Origin of the sequence: Sphingobium sp. SCG-1, from assembly GCF_002953135.1 — a bacterium.
In the GTDB taxonomy this organism is placed as follows: domain Bacteria; phylum Pseudomonadota; class Alphaproteobacteria; order Sphingomonadales; family Sphingomonadaceae; genus Sphingobium.
In genome coordinates this window covers 3,959,270-3,980,489 of record NZ_CP026372.1, presented here as the reverse complement: position 1 = coordinate 3,980,489, position 21,220 = coordinate 3,959,270, and the positions used below count along the sequence as shown (strand labels likewise).

Genomic DNA, 21,220 nt, shown 5'->3' with positions numbered 1-21,220 from the left:
AGGAGCCAGGACTGGCCAATTTAAGTCTTACAGTCGGATTGTGGCTGACCCTAATTTTTGCCGTGCGTTGCTGCTGGCCGCCGATCAGGATTGGGGCGCTAGCGCGATCGGGGAATAGTCCGCAGTCGCGTCCGACGGAATCCCGGCCTCTTTCCGCTCGGAATACCGATTCACAAGCTGCGCCGCGTGCGGCCGCATAAGGACAGTGAAGCGGACCAGTTCCTCCATCACATCGACGATACGGTCGTAATAGCTCGATGCCCGCATCCGGCCGTCCTCGTCGAACTCTTTGTAGGCCATCGCCACTGACGACTGGTTGGGGATCGTGAACATCCGCGTCCAGCGGCCCAGCAGCCGTAGCGAATTGACGGCGTTGAAAGATTGAGAGCCGCCCGACACCTGCATAACCGCAAGTGTGCGTCCCTGCGTCGGCCGCATCCCGCCCATCTCAAGCGGAAGATGGTCAATCTGCATCTTCATGATGCCGCTGATTTGGCCGTGTCGTTCCGGGCTGCACCAGACCATGCCTTCCGACCAGAGAGCATGCTCGCGCAGTTCATGTACAGCCGGATGATCATCCCCCGCTACCCGATCGGGCAGCGGCAGGTCGCTCGGATCAAATATCCGTGTCTCGGCGCCGAATATTGCAGAAGGCGAGCGGCCTCCTCTATGGCGAGGCGCGAAAACGAGCGCTCCCGCAGCGAGCCGTAGAGCAGCAGAATGCGCGGAGGCGGTTGGTCCGGGCCCAGGCCGCTTGCGGGATGAGCCAGCGCGAAGGTCTTGTCCAAGGCAGGAAGATGATCGGGGGCAGCGAACTCGCGCAGTCTCATGCGGAGATACCTTTCTCATACCAGGGACGGGTCCGCTTCACCAAGGCGACGATCGAGAGCATCACCGGCACTTCGACCAGAACGCCGACGACCGTTGCCAGCGTGGCGCCGGAAGTAAGGCCAAAGAGGCTGATGGCCGCGGCCACAGCCAGTTCAAAGAAGTTGGAAGCGCAATCAAAGCCGAAGGGCCGGCAATGCACCATGCCACGCCGAAGCGGCGGCTGAGCCAGTAGGCGATGCCGGCATTAAGATAGACCTGCAACAGAATTGGAACGGCAATTAGGGCGATCACCAGCGGCTGCCGAATGATCTGTTCGCCCTGAAAGCCGAACAGCAGCACCAGCGTCAGTAGCAGGCTGGCAAGGCTGATCAGGCCTCTGGTGGACAGAAAGTGGTGGAGGCGGTTCTCACCGCCGCGAAGGAGCGCGCGGCGGAGCAACTGGGAAACCACGACCGGAACGACGATGTAGAGCCCCACCGACAGCGCCAGCGTGCTCCACGGCACGGTGACCGATGCCACGCCCAGTAGGAGCCCCACGAGCGGCGCGAAGGCAAAGACCATAATCAGGTTGTTCAATGCCACCTGGCTCAAGGTGTAATTCGGCTCACCATCGACAAGGTTGGACCAGACGAAGACCATCGCCGTGCATGGCGCGGCGGCAAGCAAGATCAGGCCTGCGATGTACGAGTTCGATGCGCCTGCCGGCAGCAGCGGCGTGAACAGATAGCCAAGGAAGAACGTGCCGAGCAGCGCCATCGAAAACGGCTTGATCGCCCAGTTCACCACGAGGGTAACGCCGATGCCGCGCCAGTGCTGCCGCAGGCTATGGAGCGCGCCGAAATCGACGCGCAACAGCATCGGGATGATCATCAGCCAGATCAGCACCGCAACCACAAGGTTGACGTTGGCGATCTCCAGCGCTGCGATCGCCTCGAAGGCACTGGGGAGCAAATGGCCGAGACCGATCCCGATGACGATGCACAGGGCCACCCACAACGAAAGATAGCGTTCGAACAGCGACATGGCGGTCAGTCCCTCCCGGTAGCAGCAGGCGCGGTCGCAGTGCCCCCGCCCAGGGCGATCTGCATGTAAACCGTATCGAGCCACCGGCCGGCTTTCCAGCCCATGCCGGTCAGGCGGCCGACCTGCGCAAAACCACAGGCGCCATGCAGCGCGACGGAAGCTGGCTCAGCGCCGCCGATAACGGCCACCATCTGCCGAAAGCCATAAGCTTCAGCGGCTTCCAGCAAGGCTTTCAGCAGTAGCTTGCCGATGCCGTCGCCGCGCCGGTCGTGCGCCACGTAGATGCTGTTCTCGCAGGCATAAGCATAGGCTGGCCGATCGCGAAACTGCATGGCGTAGCCATAGCCCACCACCTCCGATCCATCGCAGGCAACGAGGAACGGCCATTTCTGGCCGGTTACCATCTGTATCTTCTCTACGGTCTCAGCCGCAGTTGGGGGCACGACCTCGTACGAGGCCGTGCCATGTGAGACATGATGCGCGTATATCGCGGCAATCGCCTCGGCATCGTCGATCGCTGCGCTGCGAACCGAAAGGGTCATCGCCGGGTCGCTTCCACGACTTCGCCGTCTTCCTTGACGAAGGTGCTGCGCTGCTCGGTTGGGAGGAGATCCAGGACTTCTTCGGAAGGGCGACAGAGCTTCACACCCAGTGGCGATACCACTAGCGGACGGTTAATGAGGATCGGATGCTCCATCATCGCGTCGATCAGGGCCTCGTCCGTCAAACTCTCGTCACTGAGGCCGAGTTCGGCATAAGGCGTACCCTTCTCTCGCAGCAAAGCGCGTGGCGTGATACGGGCGCGCCCGATGAGTTGCACCAGCAGAGCGCGGCTCGGCGGCGTCTTCAGATACTCGACAACATGCGGCTCGATGCCCGCATTGCGGATCATGGCCAGGGCATTGCGAGAGGTCCCACAAAGCGGGTTATGGTAGATCACGATATCTGTCATTGTTGCCTCTTCAGCAGCAGGTCAGTTCGGCCAAGAGCGGCTCGCACAGTTCAGCGCGCCCCTGGCAGCAATCCTTGGCCAGATAGATCATCAGTCCGCGCAGCGCGTCGAAGTTGGCGCGCTGGATCTGCTGGCGTCCACGCTTCTCAGGAAGCACCAGCCCGGCCTTCACCATCACGGCCAGATGCGTAGAGAACGTGCTCTGGGTCAGCCCCGATGCCTCGACCAGCGCCCCGGTCGATAGGCCGTCAGGCTCATGCCGGATCAGTAGCCGAAAAGCATGGAGCCTTGTCGGATGGCCGAGGGCGGAGAGAATCGAGAGTGCTCCTTCGGTGTCCATGCATCGTGATTACCCGATGCGATTTAACTCGTCGACAAGGCATCGATAATTTCCGATGTTTAATCGTCAGGCTTAAAGGCAGCTTGGGACCAACTGCTAAATGGAAGCTGCTTCTCCGAAATGGCTCGGCGCGGGCGGTCAGAACGGAAAACGTGACTGTCCGCTCCTGGGGATCAAAAATTGCCTCTTGAACGGCCAATTTGGGTCGTTTTGTATGATCGCCAATAAAGCTAGGGTACTCCTTAAAGATTGAGATCGACGAACAATGCTGCGTGGTCGAACGCCGCCTGAGTTGCCTTCTCTAGTTCGGGGAAAATCGGCCACAGAGCCCCGTTCTTGCCGCCCCAAACACCCTTGCGGAAAGTGCCGGCATGTTCGACGCGGTCGAACAAGGCTGGCGAGAGAAGAATATAATCGATCTTGTTGCTCTTCGTACCACTGGCGTAAGTGCCCGGACGCCCATCGTTCTCGAATTTGGGATGGACACTGATATCTAAAAGCTCCGAGCCGTCATCAAGCAGTGGTGCCAAAGGAGCAGATCTAGGCGTGTCGTTAAAATCGCCGACGACGGCGATGTGCTTTTCCCCAGATACGCGCAGACCGTCATAGATCTCGCGGATCCGCACCGCTTGGGCGCGTCGCCTGGCGTTCGAGTCTGAAGCGACTCCATAGCCCTTGCTCTTGAGATGATTGACGAGGATGATCAGCGTTTCGCCGGACGCTAATTCGACCCTATACTCGGGGCAATCGCGGCTGAAGATCAATCCGTCTTGGTTACGATCATCGACATGGCTGCGCACCGTCGTGATCGGATGGCCGGCGCGCGTAAGCAGGCCCACATCGATACCGCGGTCGTCATTGCCGTCGATCAGCATGATATGCGCGTATGGCGTTCCGCCCACGCCGGGCAGCACCTGCTCGTTGAAGCGGCATAACGAGATGCGATGGTCAGCTTCAATCACTGCCACGATGTCAGCATCCACATCGCGGATCACGCGTGCGGTGTTCTGGGTTGCAACCTCATCGACGGCTTCGTTTCTTAATTCGAGCCAGCCGATCCAATCGTCGCGGCCCTCGGCGACGATCTCAATGCCGCCGCCGCGCGGGCGTTTCAATAGCTTGCCACGATTTTGGCGCAGGCGAACGAAGCGGCTTTCGTCGCTCCGCCCAAGGCCGAGATCAATGAGATAATCGACGACCTTCGCCTTGTCCGCTGTGCCATAAGCCGATTTGCGTAGCAGCGCGTTCAGCCCGGCATAAGCGTCGAGCAGAGGCCGACCTGCCGCCCAACGCGACGGATTGCTGCCCGGTTCATCCACCCACTGATCCTGATTGAGTGCCCGCGCACGTTCGAACAGATTCTCGACGTTGAAAGATGCGATCCGCATGTACTTTCTCCCCTCTCCGTCTGATTTGTGCTGAAGCTAAGCCGTCGCACTATCCCGAGCACAGAGGATAGAGGATAGAGGATAGAGGATAGAGGATAGAGGATAGAGGATAGAGGATAGAGGATAGAGGATAGAGGATAGAGGATAGAGGATAGAGGATAGAGGATAGAGGATAGAAGCTACGAGGGACCATTTTGTGACATTGCCCGCGGCTCGCGGGCCGCTCGCCACCCAAGCCGGCACGCCGAGAGCAATGCTGGATGATCTGTATCCCGCGGTGCGCCGCAAGGAATTCCATCTGATTTCCAGCCCATGCGCAGCGAGACCTTAAGACCTTGTGTCGTTGATATCCCTGGCACCGTCGCTGCAGCCTCTTCCTCTCGCCATGCAAATCTGCCTAGGGATCATGTTTCGAATGTTTGCAGGCCATTGACGGTCCATGAGCGGCTCTTGCCTTCAAACTAGCGGCAACTGATCTTCCGGCGACAGCACTTCACGTCAGCAAGCGCCACAAACCTATTTGTCTGGAACCACGTGGGCGTGTCTTGCAAGCCACAGCCATTTGCCGGCGTGGAGCTTATAAATATTCGTATAACGCCTTTTAAGAGGGCGGACGCCATAGTTCTTGCCAAGTTCGCTGTCCGCGGTCGGCGTGAAGATTTCGCTGCCCATGATGACCCCAACCTCGCCGGAAACAGTGACGCTTTCCACGGTGCGCTCGAAGGCTTCGGCCCCGATCTTGCCATTGCGCATCATCGTAAGAAATTGGTCGCGCGTGAGAATCCGGTTAGTGGGCGCATTTATGGTCAGATCATGGTGAGACAGAGCCTCGAGGTTGGAGACATCAGCTTTCGCCACCATCAGTTTCTGACGTCCATCCAGATCTGCCAGGGATCGTGCGTGCTCTCGCTGCTCGGCCGCAACGGATGAACTCATACAGGTCGCAGACGATACCGCCGTGATTAATAATACAATTCGGGAAAATGACTTCATATAAAGCACCAATGTCTCGAGCGACAGACAGTCTAGCGACAACAGAAATGACTTAAAGGTTCGTCCCCGCAAACTGGAGTGACAATGATCGCTATGGAATGGGACATCAAGAGGGCATGGCGGACGCCGATGCATGGCCAGCGACACTGCGTTACTATTGAACGTGGCGTACTCTTGCGCCAAGCAAGGAATGGGCCTGCAGCGGATATGTTGCTATGGTAGAAGGCATCCTATCGATAAGAGTAGATCATGCAGAGACCCGTCACCGCTATCCTCGCCTTTGCCGCGCTCGTCGCACCGTTCACAGCCCAAGCCCATCACGGATGGGCATGGACAACGGGCAAGAATATTGAAATTCCGGGGAAGATCGTCGAGGCGAAGCTCGGCAACCCTCATGGTCTCGTCACTGTCGACGTAAGGGGTGCCCGCTGGACTATCGAGGTAGGGCAGCCTTGGCGCAACGAACAGGCGGGCTTGAAAGATGCCGACTTCACCAAAGGCGCGACGATGCGCTTCGTAGGCGAACCGTCCGCGAATGCCGCCGTCAAGCGGATGAAGGCTGAGAAGATCCTGATCGGAAATCGCAGCTTCGTGCTCTACCCCGAACGGGATTGATTCCGATGCAGGACGTCTGGGTTGCTCTAGCGACGTCCGAGGTCGCCAGCGCATTGCGCCTGTCACGATGGGGTTATGCCGCCGTTAACGCTACGCATATCGCAGCACTCGGATTGCTATTTGGTTCGGTGGTCACGCTCGACCTCCGCCTGCTCGGACTTTGGCGCTCTACTGTCCTCGCTGACCTAGCGCGGCCTCTCGTCCCGATCGCCGCCGTAGGGCTCATCATTGCGGTAGCGAGCGGGCTGCTTTTGTTCGTGACGCGCTGATGAATATGCTGCACTCGGCGTTTTCAAAGTAAAGCTTGTGCTCGTCACGATCGGCACGGCTTCCGCCGTTGCGCACCATCTGTGCTTTGGCCGGACTCTGGCTGACGCGTCCCCTCGCATCTTGCGCCTTGCGGCTGTCACGTCACTTATGTGTTGGTCGGGCGCTGCTGTGCGGTCGCCTCATTGCCTTTATGGGCGGATGAGGGCGCGCCGATCTCTGAAGGCAGAAATGGTCTCTCACAAACTGGAAGGGATCATGAACAAAGATGCCGTGGCTCTTCACCTGTAGAGCGTGTTCGTCTTCATGTTCTCTTGCTTTTGCCGAAGCGCGGATGAGTTCCTGGCCCGTCCTATCCGCTGCGTCCGGTGTCAGCGTAACGGCTACTCCGTTAGGGCCATCAAGGAGAACCTTCCCCGCTTCGCAACAGCTTTCCCAGAGGTTGAATAAAGCTTTGTAGCCATCTCGATCTCCGCAGCGAGAATATGGGAACCAGGCAAAGATCCGTGTTCCGCTCCATCGTCATGTGCGCCCCCGACGACAGCGACGTTGAGGCTTCGGGCCGATGGCCCGACAGGAACCTGCTAAAGCCCGCCGTCTGCGTGTAACCTAGAATGGGAACAGGATGGTCACCGTCAGGCCGTCTTACTGCGGATGTCGATCGTCCCCTGATCTGCCGGACGGGGGAGCGGATGATGCCGTCGCAGAGGGAGCCGTCTCGCGCATTGACCATGCCGATGCCATCGTCGCAGGTTACCGCTTCGATTATGCCATCGCCCGCGGACGAAGTTCGGCAAGAACCCAGCATGATTCATGCCCCATCGCCTTCTCTTGCTGGTGCCGCCAAGCCGAAGTCGATGATCTCGAACGAAGCGACATCGGGTGCTGGGATTAGGTGCGTTGCCCTGCACTTTGTTTAACGCCCGCCAGTGATACGCATAATCATTTTCGCAAAGTCTAAGCTGTCATTCCGAACAAAATGACGATTCAGCACAAGTCATGCGATCGTAATGGATTTGGCATGATCCTGTTATATCCCTTCGCCATTGGCTGCGCTCATGCTGCAGGATAATACCCGCCCCCAAGATACGGCATGTAGCGACGCGCCGGATGCTTTCCGGCCCAACATAGTATCTTGTATCAAAAGCTTCGGTCCCGGTGGCGTGGAGCGGGTCGCACTCCGACTGACGGCAGGGTGGGAGCGCGCTGATGTCCCCGTCCAACTGCTTGTGGCGTCGCCCGATGGTCCCGTCGCGCCTCAACCGGGTTCGGCGTGCCATCGCATTCTGCCGCCCTGTTTCATGATCGGCCGTCGCTGGCCTCTACTTCGTCTGACGGCCAGCGTGCTTGCTGAATGCCGGAACGAGCGGCGGGGGACGATCCTGTTCTGTCCGGGCAATAGCTACACCGTCGTAGCGGTCATGGTGAAGATCGCCCTTGGTCGTCGCTGTCCGCCCATCGTGGCCAAGATCAGCAACGACCTTCGCCGCGACGATATGCCGCGTTTCTGGCGTCGACTTTACCGTCAATGGCTGCGGATTCAGGGACGCGCTATAAACCACTTCGCCGTCCTCTCCACTCCGATGGCCGATGAAGTCGCCGAACTCATGGGAGTGCCACGAGAGCGCATACATGTGGTACCCAATCCCGTGTTGTCGGACGCGGATCTCGACACCTACGAAGCCCCTCGGGTTTTGCGTGCGGGGCGTAAGTTCGTAGCGGTAGGGCGGCTTGAGCCACAGAAGAATTATCGCCTGATGCTGGAGGCATTCGCACGCGGGAGCGAAGATGCAGACCGGCTGACCATCTATGGCGACGGGCGGGAGCGCCTTGCCCTCGAACGGATCGTCGGCGCGTTGGATCTGGCGCAAAAGGTCAATCTCGCCGGGTTTTCCAGCGACATGCGCGCAGAACTGCGCCGCTATAATATCCTTTTGCTGACGTCTCGCTTTGAGGGGCAACCTGGCGCGGTGGTCGAGGCCCTTTGCATGGGGTTAGGGATCATCGCGACGCGGTGCTGTAGCGGCATGCCTGAACTCTTGGACGACGGGGCGCTAGGAACGCTGATCGACCGAGACGATTTGGACGGACTGGCAGATGCAATAGCGTCAGCAAAACCTGGTAAGCAGGACATAGGCCGCGCCCGGTCGAAAGCGCGCAACTTCACGATAGAAGCGGCGGTGCCGGCCTACGCCCATCTCTTTGCAAAGGTGCTTGCGGCAAACCCATATGCGTCGAGGGCAACCGCACACTCGTCATTCCCGCGAAGCTGGAAAAGGGTTAAGCAGATATGATCGCTGCGGACATGGCGGCTGTGCGTTCCCCGCAGGGCGCGCGGGGCCTGATCGACACGCCTTCCATACGCAAGTTGCTCGATCCTGCCCCGCTGGTGCGGTCGGAGAGGAACTGGACAGCCTGGTTCGGACCGGTCATCTCCTTGGCGCTCCTCGCCGCTATTTTCCTTCAGATCGGTGCGTTTGATTTCGCTACGTTGCTCGGGCTGGTGCCAAGGACGCCCTTATTCTGGATGTTGTTCGGCATCACATACAGCCTGACGCCCGTCTTTGATTGGATGATATTCCATCGATTGTGGTCGATTCCTGCAAGTGGCCTCGGCCCCTTGTTCCGCAAAAGGCTCAGCAACGAACTTCTGCTAGGCTATCTGGGTGACGTCTATTTCTACGCCTGGGCGCGCAGCAACGTCCGCATGGCGGGATCGCCCTTCGGCGCAGTGAAGGATTCGGCCCTATTGTCGGGCATCATGGGCAACGTCGTCACGTTGGCAATGCTGGGCCTGACGTTTCCCCTGCTTTCCTCGCTCCGCCTCACCATAGATAGCCGGACACTAGGCGCGTCGCTCGCCATCCTGCTGGCACTGTCGATCCTGCCCATGATGCTGGCCCGCCGCCTGTTCAGTATTCCGCCTGCACAGCGCCGGATGGTCGCCGCCGTTCACTTCGCGCGAATCCTGATCAACGTGTTACTTTACGCCTGGCTTTGGCATCTGATGTTGCCCGATGTGGCGCTCAGCTGGTGGGTGATGCTCTCGACCGTCCGTTTAGTGCTCTCTCGCTTGCCGCTTGTGCCTAACAAGGACGTGCTCTTCGCTGGGGCCGCCACATTCCTCGTGGGACGCGAAGGGCAGATCGGCGAGGTCATGGCCGTGCTGGCCAGCCTGTTGCTAGCTACGCACTTGGCCGTTGGACTGTTGCTTGGGGCCAGCGGAATCATCAGGAAAAGGAGAAGCCAGTGACCGCATCTATTGCTGTTATAGCGATCGGCGCCCTGCTTGCCGCCGCCGCCATGTCCTCCACGCCCAATCTGGGCAAGGCAGAAGCGCAATGCCGCGCTTCGGAAAGCGGCCCTGCCTTTATTGTCGATATCGTCGGCTTGAAAGATCGTCAGGGTAATCTGAAACTGGAAGTATACCCTTCCACCGACGGAGACTTCCTTCAGGATGACAACATCCTGCTGTCTCAGGGAAAGATCTTTCGCCGGATCGAGATTGTGGTGCCCAAAACCACCCCGGCGCAGATTTGCGTCCGGGTGCCGCGGCCGGGCCGCTATTCGGTGATGGTGCTGCATGATCGCGACGCCAATCACAAGTTTGGCCTCTCGGTGGATGGCGTCGGCTTCGGAAGTAATCCGAGGCTTGGATTGGGCAAGCCCAAAGCAATAGCCGCTTCGCTTGTCGCAGGCGCAAGCATTACGCGAGAACGTATCGTGATGAACTATCGTCGAAGTCTCCTTTCCTTCGGCCCCGTGGCGCAGCGCTGAGCCATGCTGATCGTAGACGTGTGCGCATTCTACTCGGACCGGGGTGGCGGAGTTAAAACCTATGTCCGGCACAAGATGCTTGCCGGGCCGAAACGAGGACATGAGATCGTCATAGTCGTGCCGGCGCGGGAGGCGGGACATGAGCGGATCAACGAGCATGCCCGGATTGAATATGTGCCAGGTCGCCGCTTCCCGCTCGACGGACGGTATCACTATTTCCATGACGAGCGCGCGTTGCACAAGCGTCTGGATGCGCTGCGTCCTGATCTTGTCGAGGCATCGACGCCATGGGCTTGCGCATCGATGGTCGCCAATTGGCGAGGCGGGGCGCCGCGTAGCCTTATCATGCATGCCGATCCACTCGGCAATTACGCATACCGCTGGTTTCGGGGGGTCGCTCCGCGTGATGTCATCGACCGCAGCTTCGACTGGTTCTGGCGGCATCTGCGCCGGATGGACGCTCGCTTCGACCATATAGTCTGCGCGAGCGATGAACTGGCAGCGCGACTGAAGGCGGGCGGCCTTCGCCAGGTCGTGACCAATCGCATGGGCGTTCAGCCCGGCATCTTCTCGCCCGCGCATCGGGATGACGATCTGCGCCGGCGTCTGCTGAATTGGTGCGACCTGCCGACGGACGCCTTGCTGCTGCTGGGCGCTGGTCGCCATGCACCGGAAAAGCGGTGGCCCATGATCATCGAGGCTGTAACGGCATCCGGCTTCGACCGACCCGTCGGCCTCGTCATAGCTGGAGACGGGCGTGCACGCGCCAGCGTTCAGCGCGCTGCGGCGGGCAATCCCCATGTGCGGTTGATGGCGCCGGTAACCGATCGCCCCGCGTTCGCAGCATTGCTGGCAAGCGCCGACGCGTTGGTCCACGGCAGCGAGTCAGAAACCTTCTGCATGATTGCGGCCGAAGCGCGCGCCAGCGGTGTCCCGATGTTGCTGCCCGACGGTGGTGCGGCAGCCGATCACCTCGTGTCCGACGCAGGCTATCACTATGGCGCTGCCGACAGCGGTTCCCTTGCACGCGCGATCGGCCAATTTCTAGAAGATGGAACGAAAGAGCATCTGAATGTCGCCCGTGCGGCCGCTTCGAACACGCGTACGATGGACGCACATTTTGCCGACCTCTTCGCGCTTTATGAGCAGCATGACGTACAGGCCGCCTTTGCTGCGTGACAGCCGGGCGTCACTTCCATGACTACTGCGACTTCGAACTTTAACGCGGAAGCATCCTAACCGACACCGTCGCGACCCATTGGATTGCTATAGGCCCGTCAAACGGGGGGCCGCTGACATGTACAAACTTTTTCGCGCGCTGGCGTTGTTAAGCCTGCTGGCTTCTGGTGCCTCGGGGGCCGGCATCCCGGGGCACCCAGCGGCACCTGTTCCGAAAGCCCACGAAGCGCCCGAAGACAACTCGCTCCTCTCGGTAATGACATATAATATTGCCGGATTGCCATGGCCGGTCGCGACAGGGCGCACAGAAGCGCTCAACCGCATCGCGGATCGCCTGCGTGCAATGCGCCAGGAAGGGAGGCAGCCTCATATCATCCTGTTGCAGGAAGCCTTCACAGCGGTGGCGCAACGGATCGCAGTCAACGCCGGTTATGCTTACGTTGCATCAGGACCCGACACTGCGTTTGTCAATCGAGTCGCACCTGGTTCCGGGGATATCGCCTTCCTCCATCAACGCCGCTGGGAGAGGGGTGAGGGCATCGACAAGATGGCGGGCAGCGGCGTTCTGATCCTGTCCGATTATCCGATCGAAGGTGTAGACCGGATCGCGTTCCCGATTTCGCCTGTGCAGGGTTCGACTGCCTGGCCAACAAGGGTGCGCTGATCGCAAGAGTGAAAGTGCCCGGCATGACCACGCCGGTCAGCATCATCAACACGCACCTCAATGCGCGAAAGGCGGCTGGCGTATCCATCAAGCGATCGCAGCGGGCGTTCGCCCGGCAAATGGACATCCTTGCTCGTCTCATCCCCGTAAAGTCCCCGCCAGCGCGCCGGTGATTTTCGGCGGGGACATGAACATCGGCAGCGATACTCGTCGCAACGCGAGTTTCTTCAGCGCGTTCTCCAGAGTGCGGCTAGCCTTTGTTACGCCTGCAAACAGCGGCGGCCATGTCGCTTTAGCGAAGGTTGCGAATGTCGCGACCAAGGTACGCGCGACGCGGAGCGATCTTGCAATGGCGATGCAGCGCCGCAAGGATTGGCTGTTTGCCCGAGACGTACTCGAGGTGCCTATGGAGGTTGCGCGGGCACACGTACCTTTCGGCGCGGAGGCGGACGGCGGATCGCTTTCCGATCATTTCGGCTATGTGATCAACTACGCGCCATCGTCCATATCGCGAAGGCAGGTCACGCAGGTTCGCCTTGGAAGGACTCAGCGGGAGGGGGGAGGATGATCGTGCGGACGCTCTTATTTGCTGCCGCCATTCTAAGCGCGACCGCCGGACGGGGCTATGCGCAGACTGTCGAGCTGGAGCAGGGGATTCGCTTTTCGCTGAAACCATCACGCATGCGGCTGACATTGATCGAGGGGCAATCAAGAGCGTCGCTACGGATGGTCTCGCTCGGCAATGGTCCCGCCTACGATCGGCCTTCGGATGTGCAGCTTCTCGTGCAGCGTCAGACAAGACCGTTTGCGCCAGACGGCCTTCAACGCGTGGATCAAGATGCCGCATTCGGAACTACCCTGCTATCCACCTCGCCGCGCAGTCGTATGACTCGGTTCCTTGTCCAGGACACCCTGTCTTTGAACGACAATGTCACGGCCACGCTGGGCTGGCAGGGCATCAAGGTCAGCAACCGCAATGCCAATGTCACGGTCGGTGCCAGCAAGGAACCGTTGCGCGCACGTGACTGGTTCCTGCCTCATGCCGGTGTCCGACTAAGGTCGAGTCTAACGCTTGGGTTGTCGGTCAGCTACGACGAGACGCTGCGCGCCTATGGCGACACAGGCCTGGTTGGGCCGCTTGGATTGTCACGGGACAATTTTCTGGCTTTGCGGCGCGCCCTTCGACCCGAGACGCGTCGCCGCCTCAGCATGAGTGCGGACTGGGTTCCCGATCCGGGCCTGAAGCTGGTACTGACGGCCTATACCGGGAAGCTGGATGACCAACTCTCCTTCGTGCGGGGCGGCTACTTGCCTCTTAACGTCGGCTCTGCGGCCTTAAGCGGGGGTGTCGTGTCTGGAACACACCGGCTCTCCCCTAACCTGTCTTATAGCCTTCGTTACAGCGCTTTTGCCGCGCGTACCGATGATGGCACGACCTTACGGGAAAACTCGATCTCGTTCGAGGCTAGCTGGGCAAAAGGTCCACTACGCGCAACATTGCGTGCGGTGGACAGCAGTGCCCCGGCGCTGGCCGCTGCACGGTCCCCACCCCTTAGAATCGAGGCAGGACTTGATTACTCAGCCGCCATTCTACGCGGCCGTCCGTTGCACTTTTCCCTGCGTCTCACTGATCCTGACCGCCTCATGAGCACTTCCTTCGTTCAAGATCAGACGCCGCGTGCTTTCGGGGCGTTGGATCAGACGCCGGCTGTGATGATGAGTGCTGCGGTCAATTGGTGAACGCCAGGTCATGATTTCGCTTTTTGCACCGCGCTTGACGCGATTGCCGATCCAGGCGCCCTGGCCCCCTATGGGTTACGCCTCGGCATGGCTATGCCTTGCGGTTCTTCTGGTCATGGCGAGCCTTTTCACGAACATCGATCACGACGAAGGACAGTATGTCGCTGCCGTCGCGCTGATGCGCGATGGACTGCCTTACCGCAACTTCGCCTATTTGCAGACGCCACTCCAGCCCCTGCTCTTCGCGCCACTGGCGTGGATATGCGAAGGCTGGCTGTTTCCGGCCCTTCGAGCCTTGAACGCCCTGCTGAGCGCAGGCGCTTCGCAAATAAATGCGTCGCGGCGAGCCGCTACATTTGCTGCGTTCTGCCTCGCCTCCAGCCACATGCTGCTGTTCGCAGCCACTGCCGCGCGCAACGACGCATTGCCGCTTTTCCTGCATGTCGCCGGCTTATGGCTGTTCCTTTCATCATTGCGCGAAGGCGCTGGCGAGAGTGGCATCAAAGCGGTGATGGCGGGACTGGCGCTGGGCGCAGCGGCGTCGGCTAAGATAAGCTATGGCTTGCCTGCCGTCGCGATCGGAATTTTTGCGCTAACACACTGGCGTACATTGCGCCCATCGAACGTGGCGATGCTCGCCTTGGGAGGCGTGCTTGGCGGCACGCCCACCTTTTGGCTCTGGGCGCTGGCACCGGAGGCTGCCCGCTTCGGCATCTTTGACTACAGCCTGAAGGCACCGTTCGAATGGCGGATGCTAAATGGTCAGAGCTTCATGTTCGGGACGCAACTCAGCCTCCTGCGGCTGCTGAGATTCCTCGGGCAGGGGGGCGGACTGATCGCTCTGCTAGCTGTCGCTCTCATGGGTGAGGCGCCGCCCAGTGCTTCCCGAAGGGCCTCTACGCAGGCAGATGCAGTTGCTGGATGTGGTAATTGTAGCTGGACTGCTGGCGGCGTGGCTCCCAAGGCCGATCTACGTCCAATATGTCGGACCTATGCTTCCCGCGCTTTTTCTGAGGTTCGCTGTTTTGGCGGATCGGCGCCACTGGAGGCGGATGCCACCTGCCGGTCTCCTCCTCCTGTTCATGATAGCCGGTCTATCACAGACCGCGTCGGACATCGTGCGCAATATCAAGTCGAGGCAAAGTCCGGTACTTGCAGCAAGAGATGATGCGCGTCGGGTTGGACAGCTGGTGCGTGAGAGCGGCGTTCGGGGGTTTATCGCAACACTGTCACCGGAGCATGTCGTGGACAGCGGGATCCGGCTCGATCCGCGTTTCGCTACAGGCGTTCTTCTGTTTCGGACACAATCCGTCATGACGCAGGATGAAGCGAACAAGTTCCATGCGCTGACCACAAGCGGCGCTTCGGTAGGGCTGGACGCCGCGCCACCTTCGGCTATTTTGGTAGGACCGGAAAGCAAGAGTACGCCTGCTGCTCCCGACGGCCTTGATTCCAGCCTGATCCTGTGGGCGAAGCGGCATGGCTATCCGGACGTCACGTTGCCAGCTACGAACGCGCAACTCTACTTGCGACCTTCCAAAAGAGCGGGACGTCTAATTTACACTGAGCTGTAACAGACGCCATATGTCTGTAGCAGTTAGAGATCATGGTGACCTGATAATAAATTCGATCTTGGAACTACCGCCAGAATTTTTTAACATCGATCAAATCTGCATGCGCCTCGGCTGCTGCTCGCAACAGCTTTGGCATTTTGCCCGAGGCAGTCAAAGCACCAGCTTCTACATTGTCTTCCAGGCCGAGTCCGCGGATGACCTCCGGCCCGGTCACAAGATCGTTCGAGGCGCCAAGATCACGCTGCAGTCTCTGCAGATCCGAGAGGAATTTCGCATAGCGGCGACGCTGTCGTTTTTCGGGAAACAGTGAAACGAAGAACTCCGCAGAATAACGCAGCTTCTTGGCAGCCTTGCGCACCTCATGACGCGGCTCGGCCTCCAGCTTTTCAAGGTTCGCGCCGCGTTTCTTCAGCCGCCTGCGTAAGCGGTCCAATGAATCGGCGGCGAACCGCTCAGCAGGCACGGCCCGCAACTCTTTAGTATCGATGCTTACGAGCCAATCGCCCAGTGCGAGCCACTCTACCAGGTTCAGCATCAGGTCGCGCACCCGCTGCGAGTTTAGAGCCGCTTCTACATTGCCGTAGGCAAGACTCCGTGCTGTCTCAAGACGGTCGTGTAGAGCACCGGGCCTTGCTTTCTCGACCAGCACGTCCAAGTCACGCGCTTCGCCCAATGTCTTCGCCAACCATCGCAGTTCGTTGCGAAAATGATTAGCGCTAGTGGCATCCAGCAGAACGCGGAAAATTGTGAACGCGGACCTGAGACGCCGGATCGCGACTCTGGCCTGATGCAATGCGTCTGGCACGCGACGTTCCAGCAGCAGCGCCTCATTCAGTCGATAATGCCGCAGACAACTGTGTGCGATGTGGTAAAATGCGTCTTGAGTTGACATGCCAAGGGCGAGTTCCACGGGCTCCGCCTTGAACACGGATAGCGGCGGCGCGAGCAAGCGGTAACCGCGCTCGGACTTGCTGAACACGCCAATGCGCGCGGGCGCGATGGCATCGATCTTACGCGCAAGAGCAAATAGTGCACTTGGCTGACCGCTTTTCATTTCAAGCTCGACTTCGCATATCGGCGTTTGCCGATCACCTACCGCCACGACCCCGCGATCCAGCACGAGTTCGATGCTTGCGTTCGCGTCGGCAATCATCCAAATACGGCGTACCACGTTCACTTCGAACACTGGCGCAATGCTGTTTGCATGTTCGCCAAGGATCGACTGAATGGGTGTTCTGGCGTCCAGAACCGGAGCATCGTTGGAAACTGGCATTTCCCACTCGGGCCGCGCGAACAATCCTCCGCCTTTGGCATTGTCCGCTTTAACTGTCTGGACCCGCTTGCGGCCGGAGCGCCGGATGCGGAGCGACAAGCCATTACGAAACAGCATGGTGTCAGCTGTGTCGAAATAAATCGAACGTTGAGTTGCCTTTGCCGCATCTCCCTCCAGCAGCGTAGATGCCTCCAGAAAGGCCGCAGCCTCGGGCGTCAGCTCAAGCTTGAGTTCAACTTCCTCAACCAAGACAGCACCTTTTCGTTTTCGGGGCGGGAGCGACCTAGCACCTAATATGCCAGCAATGGAAGGCAATCAACGCGGCGCATCTAATGTTGTGCCGTTCAGCCCTGCATGAACATAAGGCCGGTGCAGGCGGTGAACGTTGTTCAAATAATTGAACGAGGCAGGGAAGCGCAAGAAATCACGACATTCGAGATATGCTTCAAAGGCGTGAGCCGACGTTTTGAACTCAGTTAAGCTCGCTAGTATCCAGATTCTTCCAGAGGGGCGGCCCGACCGAGCAGCGAACACGCCATATTCCTCCCTGCGTGCGTTGCTTACTCAATGCGCATGCTGCTGGACCTGCAAGCCCACAAATGCGCCATTCAGAGGGAGATGGCCGATATGGTTGTGCTGCCTACCGTCTATCCAAGGTAACAAAATGAGACCGTTGCCGGGCCAGCGGTTTGAGGTTTTTGATCAGGCGAAACTTAAATCGCCCATAGGATTGCGCTCGACTTGGGCCGTAGCGGGCGCTGTTTAAGAACGTTCGGGTGGTCACGATACTGCAGCGAAGCTGACACCGCGTCGTCATCGACCCTCAGTAGAGGGGCGCTGTTCATGATGGGGGCACCAATGAAGTCAGCAACTCGCGGCACAATCGCTCTTATGGCGTGCGGCATATGGTATACGTCATTGCTTGCGCCGAAAGCGATAGCGCAGGAAGCACATCCCCAGGATGCCGCGCCGAGTGAAAGCGAGGAGATGTCTGGCGAGAGCATCGTCGTCACCGGCCAGCGTGAGGCGCAGCGCGCCGCCCGCGCGGTAAAGCGCGAGGCGTTCGTGGTCTCCGACGTGATCTCGTCTGATGATATTGGCAAGTTGCCCGATCACAACACTGCCGCAGCGCTGCGGCGCATTCCAGGTGTCTCGGTGCAGGAAGACCAAGGCGAGCCGCGCTTCCCCGTGCTCCGCGGCCTGTCTTCCACCTACAATCGTACGACGGTCGACGGTGCCATCGTCTCGGGTGTGGACGAGAGCGGACGCACGGTGCCGCTCGACATCGTCCCATCAGTTATGGCGGGCCGCATCGAAGTGATCAAGACGGTGACGCCCGAGAACGATGCCAACGCAATCGGCGGGATCATCAACATCGAGACCCGCTCCGCCTTCGATGCAAAACGGGACTTCTTCTTCAACGGTATCGCTTCCTACGGCATCTATGAGCAGCACGGCGACGTGCGCAACAAGAAGCCTTCGATGCGCTTCGCCTTCGCGAGCGGCCGCCGCTTTGGCGGGGATGACGAATGGGGCGTGGTGATCGGCGGGAGCTTCGAGCAACTCGACTACGACATTCCGCAGATCGAGGTCGCCACCCCATCGGTGCGTGAATACACCGCTGCGGGGGCACCGGTAAACTCGGGCGATCCGCGCGGAAACGGGATCCAGGTCCCGACGCAATTGCGCCTGTTCTGGTACAACAACACTAAACAGCGTGCTGGCGCCAACGCCAAAATCGAGTATCGAGGCGACACCTTTAGCTTTGGAGCGAGCGGCATCTTCGCCCGGACCGAGGATGACGAGGAGCGTATCGAGTTTCGCACCGAGCCGCTCACGTCGGGCGCTTTTGGAACCGTTCGGAACCAGACGGCGACCAGTGGCAGCTTCACAGGCGGGCGCAACATCATCCAGCTCAACCAGCCGATCACCAAGCGCCGCATCATCATCGGCCGTACGGAGGTCGAATGGAAGCCTACCGAGCAGTTGACGATTGATGGTGACGCGATCTACTCGCAGGGGCGGCTGCGCGTGCCCAATGACTCGATCGAGTTCCGCACCCGCGATGCGCAGGCCGGCAACTATGCCTTCGGTTACGATACTTCGAAATTCTATCCCGTGTTCACTCCGCTTAATCCGCTGGCGAACCGCGATCCGGCCAACTTCTTCCTTCAGCAACAGCGCAGTCAGGAGTTGCGCACGCTGGAAAAAAGCGGTCAATTCCGCCTGAACGCCGCTTGGAGCAATGGCGACGCCCTGAAGCTGAAGGCCGGCGGCGTCTACCGCACCACCCAGCGCACCTTCAGCAACCGGCAGACCGATTACACTGCCGGCACTGGCTTTACCTACGCGCTCGACGCGATCGATGTGCCCGGTCCGGACAAGCTCATTCGCGATCAGTACGCGCTGACCCCGCGCATCGGCGTGCACGAGTACCAGAACTTCTTCGACACCAACCAGGGCCGCTTCGTCACCACCGTCCGCCCCGATAGCGGTGCGTACCAGGTTGAGGAGGATGTCTATGCAGGCTATCTGCAGGGCAGCGTCAAGTTCGGCGACCTGACGTTACTCGGCGGCCTTCGCTACGAACATACTAAGATCGGTTCGACGGGCATCCGCACGCAGGGCAGCACGCTGCACCCGGTCGAGACGGGCGGAAGTTACAGCAACTGGCTTCCGGGCGTTCACCTGCGCTGGGACGTGAACCCCGACTTCGTAGTCCGGGCCGCCTGGACCAACACGATCGGCCGCCCCGATTATGGCTCGATCGCGGCCTCGCAGAACCTCACCTTCGATGGCAGCCAAGCGCGCCTGGCGCGCGGCAATCCCGGCCTCAAGCCACGCAAGAGCGAGGGTTTCGACTTGAGCTTCGAAGCCTATCCGACTGACGGCCTGGTCTCCATCGCAGCGTTCTCGAAGTCGATCAAGGACGAGATCTTCTCGCTCACCGGTGTCGAGACACTGGACATCGGCCGGGGTGCCGAGCAAGTAATCGTTACCACCCCGCAGAATGCCGAAACAGCGCGTATCCGCGGCATTGAACTCTCTGCGCAGCAGGCGCTCACCTTCCTGCCCGGCGCGCTCAGCGGCTTCGGCGTAAGCGGTAACGTGACGCTCATCGACTCCAAGTTCACCTTCCTGACTTCGATCGGACCGCGCAGGACTGGCCTCTTCCTCCAGCCGGACGTGACCGCCAACGCCTCGATCTACTACCAGCGCGGCAAGTTCGAAGGTCGTGTTTCGTACAACTATATCGGTGGCTTCCTCGAGACGATCAACGACACCATTCCCGACGCTGACCAATATTGGAAAGGCCGAACCACTTTCGATGCCAACATTAGCTATCGCATCACGCCGGAATTGATGCTCTACGCCGAAGGGCAGAACCTGTCGGACGCTGGGCGGCGTGAGGTGGTCGGCCCTAACCAGGACTACCTGCAGGAATCGGCGGAATATGGCCGAACCTTCTTTTTCGGCGCCACAGTAAGCTTCTGACGATGCTTGCCTTCCTCCTCGCCCTGGCGGCGACAGCAGCGGTTCCCGCCAATGACGGCGCCACCGAGACTCTGCGCCGCATCCCGGCCGTCGAGGCCCGTCAAGGCGTCGCGGTGGGTCAGCACGACGTCTACGCGGTCGCCAATTACCGGATCGCGCGTTATGACAAGCGCACCGGCGAGAAGCGCGCCAGTTGGGAGGGCGATCCGCAGCGTTTTCCCCACATCAACAGCTGCGCACTGATCGCCCGCGAATTGGTCTGCGCTGCATCCAATTTCCCGCAAGTGCCTCAGGCGAGTTCGGTAGAATTTTTCGATCCAAAGACGCTGACGCACAAGCGCTCGATCTCGCTAGGCATGGGCATTGGCTCGCTAACGTGGGTAGACCGGCGCGGTGGCGCGTGGTGGGCGATGTTCGCCAATTACGACGCGAAGGGCGGCGAGCCAATGCGCGACCATCGGTACACGCAGCTTGTCCGCTTCGATGACTGCTGGCGGCGTACCGAAGGCTGGGCCCTGCCGCGCGCTATCCTCGACCGCATCGCCCCGATGAGCATCTCTGGCGGGGGATGGGGTCCAGACGGTCGGCTTTATTTGAGCGGACATGACCTACCGGAACTTTACGCTGTGACCCTGCCCAAGGGTGGCGCTACACTGGATTATGCTGGCACTTACACGATGGCCGCGGAGGGGCAGGCGATCGACTGGGATGAGAGTAATCTCGGCATTTTCTGGGGTATTGCCCGTAGAGGTGGCGAGATGATTGAAATGCGTCTGCCGGGAAGCCGGTAAATGCAAAAGGTCGTGACGGAGACATTTCTTCCCTCGTCTTACTGATGACGAACTTCGTACCACGACACCGTCCACTTTCCATTTAGTGATGTATGATCAGCCTTATGTTTTGGCGCGAGCCGTCCTGAGATTGTCGCTCAGCGCACACCGGTCTCGACACATGTGAAATTCGTTACGTCCGGTTCCGACTTAACGGATCGTTTTCGCGCCGGTGTCAGCGCGGTCGGGCTTGGGCGGAGGATAACAGGCAGGTAATATTTCACTCATCTCGCTTGCATCGTTCGACGGCAGGTTGGACATAAGCCAATGCTGAAAACT

Annotated in this window: 20 protein-coding genes and 2 pseudogenes; 14 read left to right on the top strand and 8 right to left on the bottom strand. The window is 59.6% G+C overall.

From position 1 onward, the window contains the following. Window positions 1-84: 84 nt before the first annotated feature. The 7 genes and pseudogenes from arsH to C1T17_RS18355 all read right to left on the bottom strand — a co-directional run bounded on the left by arsH (window position 85) and on the right by C1T17_RS18355 (window position 5,527). Window positions 85-830, bottom strand: a pseudogene (gene arsH, locus C1T17_RS18385) (arsenical resistance protein ArsH). Continuing rightward, a pseudogene (arsB, locus tag C1T17_RS18380) lies at window positions 827-1,854 on the bottom strand (ACR3 family arsenite efflux transporter). Before arsB ends, arsH begins: the two co-directional pseudogenes overlap by 4 nt. Before the next feature lie 5 nt (window positions 1,855-1,859). Further along, a complete protein-coding gene (locus C1T17_RS18375; protein ID WP_104954677.1) occupies window positions 1,860-2,396 on the bottom strand; it encodes a GNAT family N-acetyltransferase in 537 nt (178 codons plus the stop codon). Then, on the bottom strand, window positions 2,393-2,806 hold the full coding sequence (gene arsC, locus C1T17_RS18370) for an arsenate reductase (glutaredoxin) (protein WP_104954676.1): 414 nt from the start codon (window positions 2,804-2,806) through the stop codon (window positions 2,393-2,395). Before arsC ends, C1T17_RS18375 begins: the two co-directional genes overlap by 4 nt. Window positions 2,807-2,816: 10 nt before the next feature. Beyond that, complete coding sequence (locus C1T17_RS18365; protein ID WP_104954675.1) at window positions 2,817-3,146, bottom strand: ArsR/SmtB family transcription factor; 330 nt, start codon at window positions 3,144-3,146, stop codon at window positions 2,817-2,819. Window positions 3,147-3,388: 242 nt separating this feature from the next. After that, on the bottom strand, window positions 3,389-4,534 hold the full coding sequence (locus C1T17_RS18360; protein ID WP_104954674.1) for an endonuclease/exonuclease/phosphatase family protein: 1,146 nt from the start codon (window positions 4,532-4,534) through the stop codon (window positions 3,389-3,391). A gap of 516 nt (window positions 4,535-5,050) precedes the next feature. Then, window positions 5,051-5,527, bottom strand: a complete 477-nt coding sequence (locus C1T17_RS18355; RefSeq protein ID WP_189338418.1) for a nuclear transport factor 2 family protein — start codon at window positions 5,525-5,527, stop codon at window positions 5,051-5,053. A 249-nt stretch (window positions 5,528-5,776) separates the two neighbouring features. Between C1T17_RS18355 and C1T17_RS18350 the strand changes: the two genes are divergently transcribed. From C1T17_RS18350 to C1T17_RS18305, 12 genes are all read left to right on the top strand, one after another. Then, window positions 5,777-6,142, top strand: a complete 366-nt coding sequence (locus C1T17_RS18350; RefSeq protein WP_104954672.1) for a DUF6152 family protein — start codon at window positions 5,777-5,779, stop codon at window positions 6,140-6,142. A gap of 5 nt (window positions 6,143-6,147) precedes the next feature. Continuing rightward, the gene (locus C1T17_RS18345) at window positions 6,148-6,411 is read left to right on the top strand and encodes a hypothetical protein (protein ID WP_145959033.1); all 264 of its coding nucleotides are present in this window, start codon (window positions 6,148-6,150) and stop codon (window positions 6,409-6,411) included. Window positions 6,412-7,467: 1,056 nt separating this feature from the next. Then, entirely contained in the window at window positions 7,468-8,703 is a 1,236-nt protein-coding gene (locus tag C1T17_RS18340; protein ID WP_104954670.1) for a glycosyltransferase, read from the top strand. Continuing rightward, the gene (locus C1T17_RS18335; protein WP_104954669.1) at window positions 8,700-9,662 is read left to right on the top strand and encodes a hypothetical protein; all 963 of its coding nucleotides are present in this window, start codon (window positions 8,700-8,702) and stop codon (window positions 9,660-9,662) included. The genes C1T17_RS18340 and C1T17_RS18335 overlap by 4 nt, the downstream gene beginning before the upstream one ends. A 50-nt stretch (window positions 9,663-9,712) precedes the next feature. Continuing rightward, a complete protein-coding gene (locus C1T17_RS18330; RefSeq protein WP_104955349.1) occupies window positions 9,713-10,186 on the top strand; it encodes a DUF2141 domain-containing protein in 474 nt (157 codons plus the stop codon). A gap of 3 nt (window positions 10,187-10,189) precedes the next feature. Continuing rightward, a complete protein-coding gene (locus C1T17_RS18325; protein ID WP_104954668.1) occupies window positions 10,190-11,365 on the top strand; it encodes a glycosyltransferase in 1,176 nt (391 codons plus the stop codon). Window positions 11,366-11,483: 118 nt separating this feature from the next. Further along, window positions 11,484-12,029 (top strand): endonuclease/exonuclease/phosphatase family protein, encoded by a 546-nt coding sequence (locus tag C1T17_RS21430; RefSeq protein WP_189338417.1) that lies wholly within the window; start codon window positions 11,484-11,486, stop codon window positions 12,027-12,029. A gap of 14 nt (window positions 12,030-12,043) precedes the next feature. Next, window positions 12,044-12,202 carry a hypothetical protein gene (locus C1T17_RS21425; RefSeq protein ID WP_189338416.1) on the top strand — a complete coding sequence of 53 codons (159 nt, stop codon included), beginning with the start codon at window positions 12,044-12,046 and terminating at the stop codon, window positions 12,200-12,202. A 14-nt stretch (window positions 12,203-12,216) separates the two neighbouring features. Then, entirely contained in the window at window positions 12,217-12,597 is a 381-nt protein-coding gene (locus C1T17_RS21420; protein WP_189338415.1) for a hypothetical protein, read from the top strand. Between the two features lie 2 nt (window positions 12,598-12,599). Beyond that, window positions 12,600-13,769, top strand: a complete 1,170-nt coding sequence (locus C1T17_RS18315; protein ID WP_189338414.1) for a TonB-dependent receptor domain-containing protein — start codon at window positions 12,600-12,602, stop codon at window positions 13,767-13,769. A gap of 115 nt (window positions 13,770-13,884) precedes the next feature. After that, the gene (locus C1T17_RS18310) at window positions 13,885-14,937 is read left to right on the top strand and encodes a hypothetical protein (protein WP_189338413.1); all 1,053 of its coding nucleotides are present in this window, start codon (window positions 13,885-13,887) and stop codon (window positions 14,935-14,937) included. Between the two features lie 76 nt (window positions 14,938-15,013). Continuing rightward, complete coding sequence (locus C1T17_RS18305) at window positions 15,014-15,343, top strand: hypothetical protein (RefSeq protein ID WP_104954665.1); 330 nt, start codon at window positions 15,014-15,016, stop codon at window positions 15,341-15,343. Window positions 15,344-15,407: 64 nt separating this feature from the next. Here the strand turns inward: C1T17_RS18305 and C1T17_RS18300 are convergent, their stop codons facing one another. Then, the gene (locus tag C1T17_RS18300) at window positions 15,408-16,865 is read right to left on the bottom strand and encodes a CHAD domain-containing protein (protein WP_104954664.1); all 1,458 of its coding nucleotides are present in this window, start codon (window positions 16,863-16,865) and stop codon (window positions 15,408-15,410) included. Window positions 16,866-17,474: 609 nt separating this feature from the next. Here C1T17_RS18300 and C1T17_RS18295 point away from each other — a divergent pair. Then, on the top strand, window positions 17,475-20,111 hold the full coding sequence (locus C1T17_RS18295; RefSeq protein ID WP_223262687.1) for a TonB-dependent receptor: 2,637 nt from the start codon (window positions 17,475-17,477) through the stop codon (window positions 20,109-20,111). Window positions 20,112-20,113: 2 nt separating this feature from the next. Continuing rightward, a complete protein-coding gene (locus C1T17_RS18290) occupies window positions 20,114-20,902 on the top strand; it encodes a hypothetical protein (RefSeq protein WP_104954662.1) in 789 nt (262 codons plus the stop codon). Window positions 20,903-21,220: the final 318 nt, after the last annotated feature.